This is a genomic window from Mesorhizobium sp., from assembly GCF_004962925.1.
Classification (GTDB): domain Bacteria; phylum Pseudomonadota; class Alphaproteobacteria; order Rhizobiales; family Rhizobiaceae; genus Mesorhizobium.
The window spans coordinates 1-14,215 of record NZ_SUEO01000064.1 but is presented as its reverse complement, the minus strand read 5'-3'; the positions used below and the strand labels follow the sequence as shown (position 1 = coordinate 14,215).

The following is a 14,215-nucleotide window of genomic DNA, read 5'->3' as shown; positions in this document are numbered from 1 at the left end:
GACGATCGGCCGGCCGACGACGAGATGGCTGGAGCCGTTGCGGATCGCTTGCGCCGGCGTGACGACGCGTTTCTGGTCGCCATGGTCGCTGCCTTTGGGCCGTATTCCCGGCGTGACGACGGCCATGTTGGGCCCGACGATCCGGCGCACCGCTTCCGCTTCCTCGGCCGAGCAGACGATGCCGCCCATGCCGGCATGCAGCGCCTGCTCGGAGCGCCTCAGCACCAGCGTATGCGGGTCATATTCATAGCCGGCGTCGATCACGTCCTGCTCGTCCATCGAGGTCAGCACGGTGACGCCAAGCAGGCAGAGATCGCTGCCCCTGGCGGCCTCGACCGCTGCCTTCATCGTCTTCGGATAAGCGTGCAGCGTCAGCATGGTCATGCCCATCCTGGCAATGGCCTCGACACCCTTGGCCACTGTGTTGTCGATGTCGAGCAGCTTCATGTCGAGGAAGATCCTGGTGCCGCCGCTGGCGAGCTCGCGGGCGAAGTCGAGCCCGCCGGCGAAGGCGAGCTGGTAGCCGATCTTGTAGAAGGAGACGACCCCGTCGAGCTCGCGCACCGCCTTCTCGGCATCCTTCAGCGTCGGCACGTCGAGGCCGACGATCAGCCTGTCTTGCATGGTGCTGGCGCGCTCCTGGATCAAGCCTCGATCCGGTTGGACAGCATGCGCGAGGTTTCGATCAGCGTGCGGCATAGGTGCTCCATCGATCTGTGCAGTCTTTCGTCCCTGAAATTCCCGTCGCCGTCGAAGGCGTTGCCGCCCTCCGGCACCGAGCACTCCGGCGTTATCACCTCCATCTGGCAGCGCACCAGCACGGCGCGCAGATGGTTGATGCAGCGTACCCCGGCGAAGTATCCTTTGGAAGACGAACAAAGGCCAGCGGGCTTGCCGGTGAACGGCCTGAACGACCGCCCGCCATCCATGCGCACCCGGCTCACCCAGTCGACGGTGTTCTTGAGCAGCGGCGGGATGGAGCCGTTATATTCGGGCGTCGCGATCAGCAGCCCGTCATGGGCGGCGATCTGCCGGGCAAGCTTGATGGCGTTTTCGGGAACGCCTTTTTCCTTTTCCAGGTCCTCGTCCAGGATCGGCAGCGGATAGTCGGCAAGCGAGATGCGGGTCACCTCGGCGCCCTGCATGGCGAGTTCCTTCTGCGCCACATCGGCGGTCCTGCCGCTGTAGGCGCCAGCGCGAATCGAGCCCGCGAAGACGAGAATTTTCGGGATGACCGGCATCGCTGTTCTCTTGCTGTCGTCGCAGCTATAGGCGATGCGCGGGCCGAATCAATAGCCGAGATTGCCGAGGCTTGTTAACCGCCCTTGGCACTGGCGCTTTGCCGGAGTCCGATGCCATGGTTAGGGTGCAGCCATGAGATTGAGGTGGGTCGGCTATATCCTTGTCGGTCTGGTGGCGACCATCGCGACCGGCTACGCCGCGTTCACCTTCAGCCCATGGCCTTCGGTCCTTCTGATCCGTTATGCCTTCCACAAGGATGCGGTGGAGAAGAACCGCGCGCTTGAAAAGCACGTACCAGCCAATGTGAACGGACTGCGCGACGAGCGCTATGGCGACGGTCCGGATGAACGTCTCGACATTTTCTTCCCGGCGCAGGCCTCGGGCCGAGCCTTGCCGGCAATCGTCTGGGTGCATGGCGGCGGCTTTGTTGCCGGAAATAAGGCCGACATTTCCAACTACCTGAAAATCCTGGCCGGGCGCGGCTATGTCACCGTCTCCGTCGGCTATTCCGTCGCCCCGGGCGCGCGCTATCCGACCCCGGTTCTCCAGGCCAACAAGGCGCTTGCCTTCCTTTCCCGCCATGCCGGCCGCTACCGGATCGATCCCAACCGGCTTTTTCTCGCCGGCGATTCCGCCGGCTCGCAGATCGTCGCCCAGTTGGCCGCAACGGTCGGCAATCCGGCCTATGCCGCCATGGTCGGCGTCAATCCTGCCATCGAGCGCGCCCAACTGAGAGGCATCGCGCTGTTTTGCGGCGTCTACGATGCCGCTATTATTACGCCTGACGGGTCTTTCGCCGGGCTCATCAAAACCGTCATGTGGTCATATCTCGGCACGAAGCAGCTGGATGACGACCCTCATGTTGCCGAATTCTCCGTAAACCGGTACCTGACACCGCAGTTTCCGCCGGCGTTCGTCTCGGTCGGCAATGCCGATCCGCTGGCGCCGCAATCCGCCTTGATGGCGCAGGCGATCAGAGCGCAGGGCGTCGACGTCGACACGCTATTCTTTCCGGACGACTACAGTCCGCCCCTGCCGCATGAATATCAGTTCGATCTCGAACGCAGCGCCGGGGAGAAGGCGCTCGAAAACCTCACAGGCTTCCTAGATCGATTGGCGAACCAATCCGCTGCGCCGTGATCGGCCTGCTCGCAAACCCGAGGGCCCGTCAGTTGCCTGGTCTCACTTGCCCTTGCCGCGCCGGTAGATCCAAAGCTGCGTTGGCGGGATGTTGCGGATGACAAAATGGAAATGCTCGACCGTGTAGTCGCCGCGGCCGGGCGGGATCGGCGACAGCGGGCCGTAAGTCAACTGCACGATCGGGCGGCCTGTCGGGATGCGGTCGAGAAGGCTTTCGATATAGGCGATGCGCTGGGCGACCGGGAAATTGAGCAACGGCACGCCGGAGACGACCGAATCGAAGGTCAGGCCGCTCTTGTCGCCGAGCGTCGCATCGAGGTTGAAGGCGTCGCCTTCGATGACGTTGACGCCGGGATAGAGCCGGCGCAGATGGCGCACGAAATCGGTGGAATATTCGACCGCATAGAGATTTTCAGGTTTTACGCCCTGGGCGAGGATGGCTCGTGTGATGACACCGGTGCCGGGCCCGACTTCGAGCACCGGCAGGCCCGACTTCGGATTGATGACGGAGGCCATCTTGCGGGCCGTAATGGAACTGGTCGGCACAATCGAACCGACCGCCTTCGGCTTGTCGATCCAGCCCTTGAAGAACTTCAGTTCGTCGTCGAACTTCTCCGCCAGCGCTTTTCGCAGTCCGGGACCATGTGCCATGCAAGTTCTCCTGAACGCTCCCCCGAGAGGCTACTTAGCAGCTACGGGGTCCAAGGCAAGGCGGATGCCGGTATAAGATGTTGATGACGCTAGGGAAGCTTCGCCTTAGTTGCACTCTACACCCGATTGGCGAGAATAGGCATCAGCGCTCGCTGAAGGTTTCGAAAAAGTCCTTCATGCGGGCAAAAAAGCCGCTCGACTGGGGCGAATTGTCCTTCGAGGAAAGCTGCTCGAACTCCTCCAGCAACTCGCGCTGGCGGCGGGAAAGGTTCTGCGGCGTCTCGACCGCGGTCTGGATATAGAGATCGCCGACATTGTGCTGGCGCAGCACCGGCATGCCTTTGCCCTTGAGGCGGAACTGGCGGCCGTTCTGGGTGCCTTCCGGCACCTTCACTTTCGTCTGTGTGCCGTCCAGCGTCGCCACTTCGAAGGAGCCGCCAAGCGCGGCCGTCGTCATCGAGATCGGCACCTTGCAGTAGAGATCGGCGCCGTCGCGCTGGAAGAATTCGTGCGGCTTGACCGCGAGGAAAATATAGAGGTCGCCCGATGGGCCGCCGCGCAGGCCGGCCTCGCCCTCATTGGCAAGGCGGATGCGGGTGCCGTCCTCGATGCCGGCCGGGATGTTGACCGACAGCGAGCGCTCCTCGGTGACGCGGCCCTGGCCGGCGCATTTCGGACACGGCTCCTTGATGGTCTGGCCACGCCCCTGGCATTGCGGGCAGGTGCGCTCGATCGAGAAGAACCCTTGCGTGGCGCGCACCTTGCCGTGGCCATTGCACATCGAGCAGGTGACGGGCTGGGTGCCGGGCTTGGCACCGGTGCCGGAGCATTCCGTGCAGGAAATCGAGGCCGGCACGTGGATCTGCGCTGTCTTGCCGGCAAACGCCTCCTCCAGCGTGATTTCCATATTGTAGCGCAGGTCGGCGCCGCGCTCGCGGCCACCTGAGGAGCGGCGTTGGCGCCCGCCCATCATGTCGCCGAAAATATCCTCGAAGATGTCGGCGAAGCCGCCGGCGCCGAAGCCTTGCGCGCCGCCATTCATGCCGCCCTGTTCGAAGGCGGCGTGGCCGAAACGGTCATAGGCCGCGCGTTTCTGCGGGTCCTTCAGCGTTTCGTAGGCTTCGTTGATTTCCTTGAACTTGTGCTCGCAGGAATGGTCGCCTGGATTGCGATCGGGATGGAACTGCATGGCGAGCTTGCGGAAAGCGCTCTTGAGCTCCTTCTCGTCGGCCCCCTTTTGCACGCCCAACGTTTCGTAGAAATCAGCTTTCATCTTTTCCTGCAGTCCGGATACTCAACGTCTTGAAGCCTTGTTGCGTCGTTTGCCGGCACGCTGTTCCGATTTAGGTGCGATGGGGCCGGGATGCCAGTGTCGACACGGGCTTGCCCGCATTTTTTCGATCAGGCCCGCACTTTTTCGGCCAGAGTTGCAAAAAAGCCCGGCTTTGCACCGGGCTTTCTGCCTTAACTTGCCATCAGGCGGTTCAGGCCGACTTCTTCTTGTCGTCGTCCTCGTCGATTTCCTCGAAATCGGCATCGACCACATCGCTGTCCTTGGCGGCATCCGCCTTGGCGTCGGCTTCCGCGGCTTCCTTCTGCGAAGCCTCGTACATGGCCTGGCCGAGCTTCATCGAGGTTTCGGCGAGCGCCTGCGTCTTGGCCTCGATCTCAGCCGCGTCGTCGCCTTCGGCAGCGGTCCTCAGCGCCGCGATCGCATCGGCGATCGCCGTGCGGTCGGCCTCGGAAACCTTCTCGCCATATTCCTTCAGCGACTTCTCCGAGGAATGCACCAGCGCCTCGGCCTGGTTGCGGGCCTCGACCAGCGCACGCCGCTTCTTGTCAGCCTCGGCATTGGCTTCGGCGTCCTTCACCATCTTCTCGATGTCGGCGTCCGAAAGGCCGCCAGACGCCTGGATGCGGATCTGGTGCTCCTTGCCGGTGCCCTTGTCCTTGGCCGAGACGTTGACGATACCGTTGGCGTCGATGTCGAAAGTGACCTCGATCTGCGGCACGCCACGCGGCGCCGGCGGAATGCCGACCAGGTCGAACTGGCCGAGCGCCTTGTTGTCGGCGGCCATTTCACGCTCGCCCTGGAAGACTCGGATGGTCACGGCCGACTGTGAATCCTCGGCCGTCGAGAACACCTGGCTCTTCTTGGTCGGGATCGTCGTGTTGCGCTCGATCAGGCGCGTGAACACGCCACCCAGCGTCTCGATGCCGAGCGACAGCGGCGTCACGTCGAGCAACAGCACGTCCTTGACGTCGCCCTGCAGAACGCCGGCCTGGATGGCGGCGCCCAATGCGACGACCTCATCCGGATTGACGCCCTTGTGCGGCTCCTTGCCGAAGAACTGCTTCACGATCTCCTGGATCTTAGGCATGCGGGTCATGCCGCCGACCAGGACGACCTCGTCGATTTCGCCGGCTTTCAGGCTGGCATCCTTGAGCGCTGCCTTGCAGGGCTCGATCGTGCGCTGGACGAGATCCTCGACCAGGCTCTCGAACTTCGCCCGCGTCAACTTCAGCGTCAGATGCTTGGGGCCGGTCGCATCGGCGGTGATAAAGGGCAGGTTGATCTCGGTCTGCGTGGTGGACGACAGCTCGATCTTGGCCTTTTCGGCCGCTTCCTTGAGGCGCTGAAGGGCGAGCTTGTCGTTGCGCAGGTCGATGCCCTGTTCCTTCTTGAACTCGGCCGCCAGATACTCGACCAGACGCATGTCGAAATCTTCGCCGCCGAGGAAGGTGTCGCCATTGGTCGACTTCACCTCGAAGACGCCGTCGCCGATTTCGAGCACGGAAATGTCGAACGTGCCGCCGCCGAGGTCATAGACGGCAATCGTCTTGCCTTCCTTCTTGTCGAGGCCGTAGGCAAGTGCGGCCGCGGTCGGCTCGTTGATGATGCGCAGCACTTCAAGGCCGGCGATCTTGCCCGCATCCTTGGTAGCCTGGCGCTGGGCGTCGTTGAAATAGGCCGGAACGGTGATGACTGCCTTCTCGACCTTCTCGCCGAGATAGGCTTCCGCCGTTTCCTTCATCTTCTGCAGGATCATTGCCGAGATCTGGCTGGGCGACTGCTTCTTGCCGCCGGCCTCGACCCAGGCGTCGCCATTGTCGCCCTTGACGATCTTGTAGGGGACAAGCTTCTTGTCCTTGTCCGTCACCGGGTCGTCATAGCGGCGGCCGATCAGGCGCTTGACCGCGAAGATGGTGTTTTCAGGATTGGTGACCGCCTGGCGCTTGGCCGGCTGGCCGACGAGGCGCTCGCCATCGCTGTTGATGGCGACGATGGAAGGGGTCGTGCGCGCGCCTTCCGCATTCTCGATGACCTTCGATTCCTTACCATCCATGATGGCGATGCAGGAGTTGGTGGTCCCCAGATCGATACCGATTACTTTTGCCATTTTTCTAGTCTCTCCGCTAAGCAGGCTCTCAGGACCCGTACAGGCGTTCCGACGAAAGCCCCTGTTCACAAGAAATTCCGCTTCGGCAACCGGCATTCCGGCGTCGAACGGCTTGGCGCGTATATAAGAACAGGCTGCGCGGCGCGCAAGCATTCTGCGCAAGGCCGCCCAACATCCTTTGCTCGGGCCGGCGAGGTGTCCTCCGGCCATGACACGGTGAGCCCAGGCCGTCCAGCGCTTCCCATGAACCTTTCCGCGTCCGTTCGCGACTGACACCTAGGTGCCGCATGGTGCGGCACCGGAAAGGAAAGCCCCATGACTGGAAATCCAGAGGCTCCGCGGTCTTCGGAAACAACGGGAGCTCAGCGCGATCACCGCTTGCGGGATGGGGTCGATCCGCTGGGCTTTCCGCTGATTCCGTTGACCCTGCGTAAGAGCCGGCGTATCGTGACTGCGAGGAAAGCAGACAATTCGATCAGGGAAAAACGTGCCGGAACGTCGCGCCTTGCCCTGATTTGCGCGGCAAGACCGGATGTTTCTCCCGCCCGCGGGGGGAATTCCATGTCTTGCGACCACGGCGCGTTCGTGCGCTCTCGTGCTGGCTACTTGCGCCGTACGATCCAATCAACCAGTGGATTCTTGGTAAGCAGCGGTTTTCTGGCGCTGGCGCTCGCCACCACCGTGTGGCTTGGCGGGGCCGCCCAGGCGCAGGAAACGCAGATCATCCATCCGGGCTCGATGGCAGTGACAGGATTTTCCGGCACCGTCATTCCCAATTTCGAAGAAGGCCTGCCGCCAGGCGTCGATCCGGTCGATGAAACCTTCATCGACCGGACGCGCGCTACCTTGCGCGTTTTCGACGTTTCAAGGCTGGGCGGGCCGGCCTCCGGCCAGCTCGTCTTCACGCCGCCGCCCTTCGAAGTGACAGCCGAGCAGATCGGCCAGGTGTTCGGCATCACCTATGACGACGGCGTCCGCGACGGCGTTTCCTCAGGCATTCCCAACCTCTATGCCGGCGCCAGCTCTCTGCACGGCATCCGCATCGTCACATCAGACGAAGATGCGGACGGGCGCCCCGAGCGGCAGCGTCGCGGTGCTGCCGGCGCCACTTTCATGGACGGCCAGTTCGGCACCGAGAACGGCGGCGGACCGGGCACGATCTGGAAGATCGACGGCGTCACCGGCCAGGTGAACAAATTCGCCGACATCGACACCAACAGCGGTCCCGGCGTCGGCGACATCACCTTCGACAATATCCACCGCCAGCTCTTCGCCAGTGACCTCGACACCGGTCTCATACACCGCATCGACGCCAACGGCACGCCAGTCGACATGTTCGACCACGGCGTTGCCGGGCGCCCGGCGCATGGGCTGGCCCCGCTTGCCGACGATGGCTCGGTGATGGACATCAAGGACGCTGCCTTCGACAGCGAAGACCCCGACAGCTGGGGTTACACGCAGGACGAGCGCCGCGTCTGGTCCGTCGCCTATCATGGCGGCCGGCTCTATTATTCGGTCGGTGAAAAGGCCGAGATCTGGTCGGTGGGCGTTGCCCGCGACGGCAGCTTTGCCGGCGATCCACGCTGGGAACTGACGGTCAAGGCCGACAAGGACCAAGCGATAACCGACATCGCTCTCGATATCAGCGGCTTCATGTACTTGGCCCAGCGCGGCCCGGTGGAGAACCGCTACGACTACAGCCAGTTCGCCGATTCCGGCAAGGGAGAGGTCATCCGCTACTGGCGCGAAAATCCCGACGATCCGGCGACGGCTTCAATCTGGGTGGAAATGCCGCAGGAATATGCGGTCGGCTTCCCCGAGGACAACCGACAGTCGGCCGGCGGCCTCGACCTGCAATATGGCTATGATTCCGACGGCAATCTCGACCCATCAGTCTGCACCGAGACGCTGGTTATGTCAGGCGACAAATTGCGCGACAATCCCGCGCTTGCCGAACAGCTTGCCGGCGGCGGGCCGCTCGCCGTGCACGGCGTTCAGATCACGCCGACGGCGCTGGTCAAGCCGGCCAACGTGCCACCCTTCGGCTCGTGGTTCGTCGACTTCGACGGCTATTTCGAAGACCCCGAAGTTGAAGGCCATGTCGGCGATGTCGAGGTCTGGCACCCCTGCGAGGGCCGTGCCGGTTATTACGAGCAGGTACCGGGCGGCGGTTACCTGCCACCTTTCTATCCGCCTGACTTCCCGCCCCCCGGTGGCGTGCCTCCTTGCCTCGATGTCGAGGATGTCAGGTATTTCTGCACGCCCGCCGGCCTCGAGGCCGAACTCTATCTCCGTGACCATGCCGGTTTTGGCGGCGATTCGATCAAGGCTCTGTCCAGGACATCAGGCGTCGGGGTGACCTCACCCCTCTCGCATGCTCCCGGCGCGCCCTACACGATCGGCATCACCGGCCATTATCCTGGTGACACGGTCGATGTCGGGCTCTGCTTCTACAGGCAGTCCGATCGCGACAAGGGCGGCTACTTCCCTTGCTGCAAGATGACTGTGCCGCTCAGAACCCCAGCCGTCAGCTGCGAACGTTGAGGAGGGGAAGATGAGCATTTCAATACTTTCCCCGCTCGCCCCGTGCACCCAGCCAACCGGCAATCAAGCAACCATCCAGGCAAGAGTCTGGGAGACGACCATGAAACCGCTGTCACTCGCCAGGCGCGGCGCGCGCTGGTTGATGGCGGCCGGTATCGCGGTCGCCATGCTGGCCCCGGCGCAAGGCTTCGCTCAGGACCTTGTTCCGGTCCAGACCAGCCAGGCCGACATCGACAAGCCCGCCGATTCCGGTCCGCTCGAAACCGCCAGTCCGGATTTCGAGCTCGACCTCGACAATCCGCGCATCGTCAATCCGCGGCCCGGCCGGGTCGTGCCTTTCTTCACCAAGAAAGGCAGACAACGAGGCTGCGACTATGTCGTGTATTCCCTGAGCTTTGGCCTGCGCGGCAACCCGCAAGCCTTTGCCAACCCCAGCCTCGCGGCTGCGCTGAAAAAAACCAAGATCGACTTCAAGGACCAGCTTCCGCATGGCCTGCGGATCGTTGGCGTGCATGTGTCCGGCGACGGCACGGATGCGTCCGGCGGACCGTTGCCCGAAGCCTCGATCAGCACGTCGGCAAATCCCAACGACACGGCTGATGTTTCCGATTTCCGGATCTCCGCCTCCGATCTTGACGGCGTCGGCGCTCCGAACGAGCGCATCATCAATTTCCGGATCACGGCCAAGATCGACCATGCGGCGTTTGCCTCGCCGGCGATCATCGCCAATCAGGGCAAGATCGAGATAAACGTCGGACCCGGCACCGGGACCATCATCCCGTCGCAGGATCCAAGCAAGCCGGACGACGGCAACATCCTCACCGGCGAAAAGACCTCGATCAGGATCGACGTCACCAAATGCAATCCGCCGCCTCCACCTCCCGGCGATCGTGAATGCTTCAAGGTGGAAAGAGGTACGGTCGATTGCGTGCCCGGTGGCGGCGCCTTCATCTACCATATGCCGGTCGGCGCCGAGATGGCTGGCAAGTGGGTGCAACTCTCGACGACGACACCCGGCATCACCATCGTCCCCGACACGCAATTGGTGCCGGCCGGCGGCGGTGTGCTCAACTGGAAGATCGTCGGTGCGTCACCCGGCGACATCATCCACCTCGTCGTCACCGGCATCGAAACCTATGCCGGCCCGGAGGAGGGCTGGGGCCTATGCTGCACGCAGACGATTGAAATCGTCATTCCGCGTGACCAAAGGTGCCCGCCCAAGGACAGGGAACCGGATCTCAAGATCGAAAAACGCGCCGATGTCCCGCGTTGCACGATGGGCGGCGGCTGCGATTTCACCATCAGGGTCACCAATGTCGGCACAGCACCCTATCACGGCAAGATCGTGCTCGACGAAGTGACGTTGCCTGCCGGATCCACCCTCGATTCAGGACCGAATGCGCCCTGGGCCTGTGCGCCGGCGGCCACCCCGATGACATGCACCCATCCGGTGACCACGCTCAACCCGGGTGCCTCTGTCGACCTCAAGCTCGGCTTCAAGCCTGCCGGAGGCTGGCAAGGCCGCGTCTTGCGCAACTGCGCCGCCTATAATTATGGGGCCAGCGGCAAGCCGCTGTTCGGCAGCCAGCAAAACGATCGCGGCTGCGCCTCGATCCCGATCTGCCGGCGTGGCGACCGTGATCGCGACTGCCGGCCGCCGGTGGAGAAGAAGGTCGATCTGATCCTGAAGAAGCGTGCCCGCACCCCGGTCTGCACGGCCGATGGCGTCTGCACCTTCGTAATCGACATCATCAACAACAGCAGCGTCCCCTATGACGGGCCGCTGACGGTCACCGACACCTATCCAGGCGGTGCGCCGGCATCGTCGGCCTTCGGCCCGACTCCGCCCTGGACGTGCGGACCGAACGGCCCCGGCCAGTTCCGTTGCGACAATGCCGGTATCGTGCTCCCGCCGGGAGCCTCTACGCCAATCTTCGTCAAGGCGGTGATGCCGGCCGGCTACCGGCCGGACATCGTCGAGAACTGCGCCGAAGTGCAGGCGATCCCCGGTGAGAACGACCTCACCAACAACAGGGCCTGCGCCAAGCAACGCATCCGTGATGGCGGCAAGCCGGCCATCCGCATCACCAAGGTGTGCGGCGGAGCGCTGGCCGGTGCTGCGGCCGTCACGTGCCGCATCACCGTCATCAGCACCGGCACCACTGCCCCCACCGGTCCGGTGCGGGTCAACGATGCCGCCACGCTGGTGGCCGGCGGCGCGCCCGTCCAGCTCCAGACCGTCACTCCCGACGGCGCGGAATGGGTGTGCGGACCGGTTCCGGCCAATACTCTGTCGTGCCAGGTTCCCGGCGCCGTGATGACGCCCGGAACCAGCCGCCACTTCGACGTGACGGTTGCTGCGAACGGCGAATTCGAGAACTGCGCGCGCGGCTCCTACGGCCCGGCGCCGGGAGACGACATCGTCTATCCGATCGGCAGGGCCTGCGCAAAAGGCGGCGGCCCTGCCACCATCCGTGTCGAGAAGACCGGCGATGCCGAGTGTCGGGTCGGCCAACGCTGCTCGTTCGAGATCACCATCGCGAATGATGGCGAGAGCGCCTTCTCCGGCCCGGTTCGCATCGGTGATGCGATCGGCGTCGAAGGCCTCGGCCGGCTGGAAGGCGTTGCGATCACCTCGATCGACCCGCCCTTCGGCTGTTCGCCGGAACCGTCGACTTTGCCCGCGTCCTGCATCGCCAATTTGACGCTCGGCGCCGGGGAAAGCCACGTCCACCGTGTGACCGTGATCATTCCCGACGACGGCCGCCTGGCCAATCTGCAAGGCACGGTCAGCGGCCAGAACTGCGTCGGCGTGCTGTCCCCCGACACGCCGGTGCGAGGCGCGGGCGAGGTGCTCTCCCGCGACCCGGCCAACGTGCAGGGCGATCGCGGCAAGGCCTATGCCTGCCATCCCTTCACCATCAAGCATGAGACGAAGAAGGAGTGCTCGGCAGGGTTCGTGATGAACGAAGCTGGCAACTGTGTCTGCCCGCCAGGCACAAGTTTCCGCAACGGCCTGTGCTCGTCCGGTGGCGGCACGGTCATCATACCGAAACCGAAGGACCCGCAGCGCTGCGTGCTGCTCAAGGGCCAGATCCGAACCTCCGACGGGCGTTGTATCTGCCCGCGCGGAACCGAGCTGGAGAACCGCAGCTGCGTGTCGACCGACGAGCCGCCGGCACGCCTGTGCAAGCTGCTGCCTGGCCAGATCCGTACCCAGGATGGTGATTGCATCTGCCCGAGAGGGACGGAGCTAAGGGGCGACGCCTGCCGGCCGATCCGGAAAAAGCCGCCGGTAGTGGAGCAATGCAAACTGCTGCCCGGGCAGATCCGCACCAAGAACGGCGACTGCGTCTGCCCGAGACGGACGGAACTGAAGGGCAGGGCCTGCGTGCCGATCGTCAAGAAGCCGACGGTGGAACAGTGCATCATCCGCGGCCAGGTTCACAACAAGCGCGGTGCCTGTGTCTGCCCGCGCGGGACCGAGGTGATCAGAGGCGCATGCCGCCGGCCGCAGGTGGAGTGCGCGCCCGGTTCACGGCTGGTCAACGGCCAGTGCCAGCCGATCATCAAGCGGCGCTGCCCGGTCGGAACAGTCGGACAGTATCCCGACTGCACCCCGATCCACCGGCAACCGACGCTGCAGATCAATCCGAACCTGCTGCTGAACCCGAACATCCTGCAGCAGCCTGTGCAGAGACGCAGGCCGCGAACTCTCCAGTAGGGGGCGGCGCGTAACAAGCCGTAGTCTTGCATCGCAACACCCAAGACCCCGCCGGAGCAATCCGGCGGGGTTTTTCATCGCGCGGTGTCGTCGAGTACGGGTCGGCCGCCATCGACCTTCAAACTCGAAAATTCATCGGCAATCGTACGATTGCGTCCAGTCCGCTTCGCCTCGTAAAGCCTTGCATCGACCCGTTTGTACAGGCTCGACCAGGCTTCGCCGGGTTTGAATGTCCCCACGCCGAAACTCGCGGTGAGCAGCCCGGCGCCCTTCAGCGCGGCAAAACTGGTCTCCTCGATGGCGATCCTTAATCGTTCGGAGCATTCATAGGCTTCCTCGGCATTGGTATCTGGAAGAAACACCGCGAATTCCTCGCCGCCGAGCCGGCCGACAATATCCCCTTTGCGCGCTGATTTGCGCAGCACGCGTCCGACCTCTCGCAGGACGCTGTCGCCAACGTCATGGCCGTGGGTGTCGTTGATGCTCTTGAAATGGTCTACGTCGCACAAGACGAGAGATGTGGTGCCTTTTCCGCTCTTTCGTAAATAGGCCGAGGCGCGCTCTTCGAAACCGCGCCGGTTCAGAACGCCGGTCAGCGGGTCGACATCGCGCTCCCGGCGGAGATCGTCGATCACGTCGGCAACGGCGGCGGCGAGGATTGCCAGGGCGAGGCCCGCGCCGAGCACGGCAAGGGAAAGCTGAAGTGACTGCCAAAACATCGAGTTCGCGAAGGCTGCTTTATCGGCGGGCGCCGAAAGCCCGATCGTCAACAAGGTTCGCGGAAAGAAATGCAGCGCGAAGGCCAGGAGAACCCAGAACAGCACCCTGTCAACGTAGCGGCCATCCGCAAGCGGCGAGAGTCGCACTGCGGCAATGAGCAGGATGATCCCGTACCCGAAATTCTGGATGTAGACCCGGGCAAGAAGGTTGCGATCCACGTAGAAGAAATACGCCAGCAGTAGCGTGAATCCGATCAGGATCGCCGCGTCCATCCTGAGGCCAAGCCTCGTTCCCGAGCGGAGGAGGATACCCTCGACCGCTGCGAGGACAGCCGATGTATAGAGAGCGCCGGACACGATTGCATTGGGTCCGGCCCCTGACGGCCAACCGAGAATTTGGGATATGGCGCCGAGAGCAAATAAACCGCACGCGCTCGCCAACACAAGGAGATAGCTTCGCTTTCGTTCGATAAGCCAGGCGCAGACGAAGGCAATCCCAAAGACAAACAATATTCCAGGGCTTATCAACGCGAGTGTGGTCCTGACGATCGCCCCGTCCATCAAATTCAATGTTCCTGTTACGCCGAGACGCGGCCTTTTGCATGGTCTGGATCGCCGCCGGGCATACTCCGAAACCTTTATCCAATCTGATAAGAAAAGCCTCGGATTCGAATCGTCTGATTTCGTCGAGTTGGACGCCCGCGGCTGACGCAGGGCAGCAGCATGGTCTTTCCGCCACGACGACTGGCCATTTTCGGGCCGATACGGTAGGGCGGGAGCGGGCTCAAGAATGG

General features: G+C 63.3%; 9 protein-coding genes. 3 read left to right on the top strand and 6 right to left on the bottom strand.

Translation table 11 applies throughout. The features are described 5' to 3' along the window. Both pyrF and E5W87_RS15050 read right to left on the bottom strand, forming a co-directional pair. Window positions 1-624 (bottom strand): orotidine-5'-phosphate decarboxylase (gene pyrF, locus E5W87_RS15055; protein ID WP_292398645.1); only part of this gene is annotated, 624 nt, incomplete at its 3' end. Window positions 625-644: 20 nt separating this feature from the next. Further along, complete coding sequence (locus tag E5W87_RS15050; protein WP_292398612.1) at window positions 645-1,241, bottom strand: NADPH-dependent FMN reductase; 597 nt, start codon at window positions 1,239-1,241, stop codon at window positions 645-647. 133 nt (window positions 1,242-1,374) lie between these two features. On the opposite strand from E5W87_RS15050, the gene E5W87_RS15045 reads away from it, so the two are divergent. After that, window positions 1,375-2,382 (top strand): alpha/beta hydrolase, encoded by a 1,008-nt coding sequence (locus E5W87_RS15045; protein ID WP_292398610.1) that lies wholly within the window; start codon window positions 1,375-1,377, stop codon window positions 2,380-2,382. Window positions 2,383-2,424: 42 nt separating this feature from the next. Here the strand turns inward: E5W87_RS15045 and pmtA are convergent, their stop codons facing one another. From pmtA to dnaK, 3 genes are all read right to left on the bottom strand, one after another. After that, complete coding sequence (gene pmtA, locus E5W87_RS15040) at window positions 2,425-3,033, bottom strand: phospholipid N-methyltransferase PmtA (RefSeq protein ID WP_292398607.1); 609 nt, start codon at window positions 3,031-3,033, stop codon at window positions 2,425-2,427. A 142-nt stretch (window positions 3,034-3,175) separates the two neighbouring features. Further along, window positions 3,176-4,306 carry a molecular chaperone DnaJ gene (dnaJ, locus tag E5W87_RS15035; RefSeq protein ID WP_095484655.1) on the bottom strand — a complete coding sequence of 377 codons (1,131 nt, stop codon included), beginning with the start codon at window positions 4,304-4,306 and terminating at the stop codon, window positions 3,176-3,178. A 211-nt stretch (window positions 4,307-4,517) separates the two neighbouring features. Then, on the bottom strand, window positions 4,518-6,434 hold the full coding sequence (gene dnaK / locus E5W87_RS15030) for a molecular chaperone DnaK (RefSeq protein ID WP_292398603.1): 1,917 nt from the start codon (window positions 6,432-6,434) through the stop codon (window positions 4,518-4,520). A 315-nt stretch (window positions 6,435-6,749) separates the two neighbouring features. On the opposite strand from dnaK, the gene E5W87_RS15025 reads away from it, so the two are divergent. Further along, window positions 6,750-8,978 carry a hypothetical protein gene (locus E5W87_RS15025; RefSeq protein ID WP_292398600.1) on the top strand — a complete coding sequence of 743 codons (2,229 nt, stop codon included), beginning with the start codon at window positions 6,750-6,752 and terminating at the stop codon, window positions 8,976-8,978. 100 nt (window positions 8,979-9,078) lie between these two features. Continuing rightward, entirely contained in the window at window positions 9,079-12,702 is a 3,624-nt protein-coding gene (locus tag E5W87_RS15020) for a hypothetical protein (RefSeq protein ID WP_292398597.1), read from the top strand. A gap of 74 nt (window positions 12,703-12,776) precedes the next feature. Here E5W87_RS15020 and E5W87_RS15015 read toward each other — a convergent pair. Then, the coding region (locus E5W87_RS15015; protein ID WP_367118832.1) for a GGDEF domain-containing protein at window positions 12,777-14,215 on the bottom strand (1,439 nt) is incomplete at its 5' end.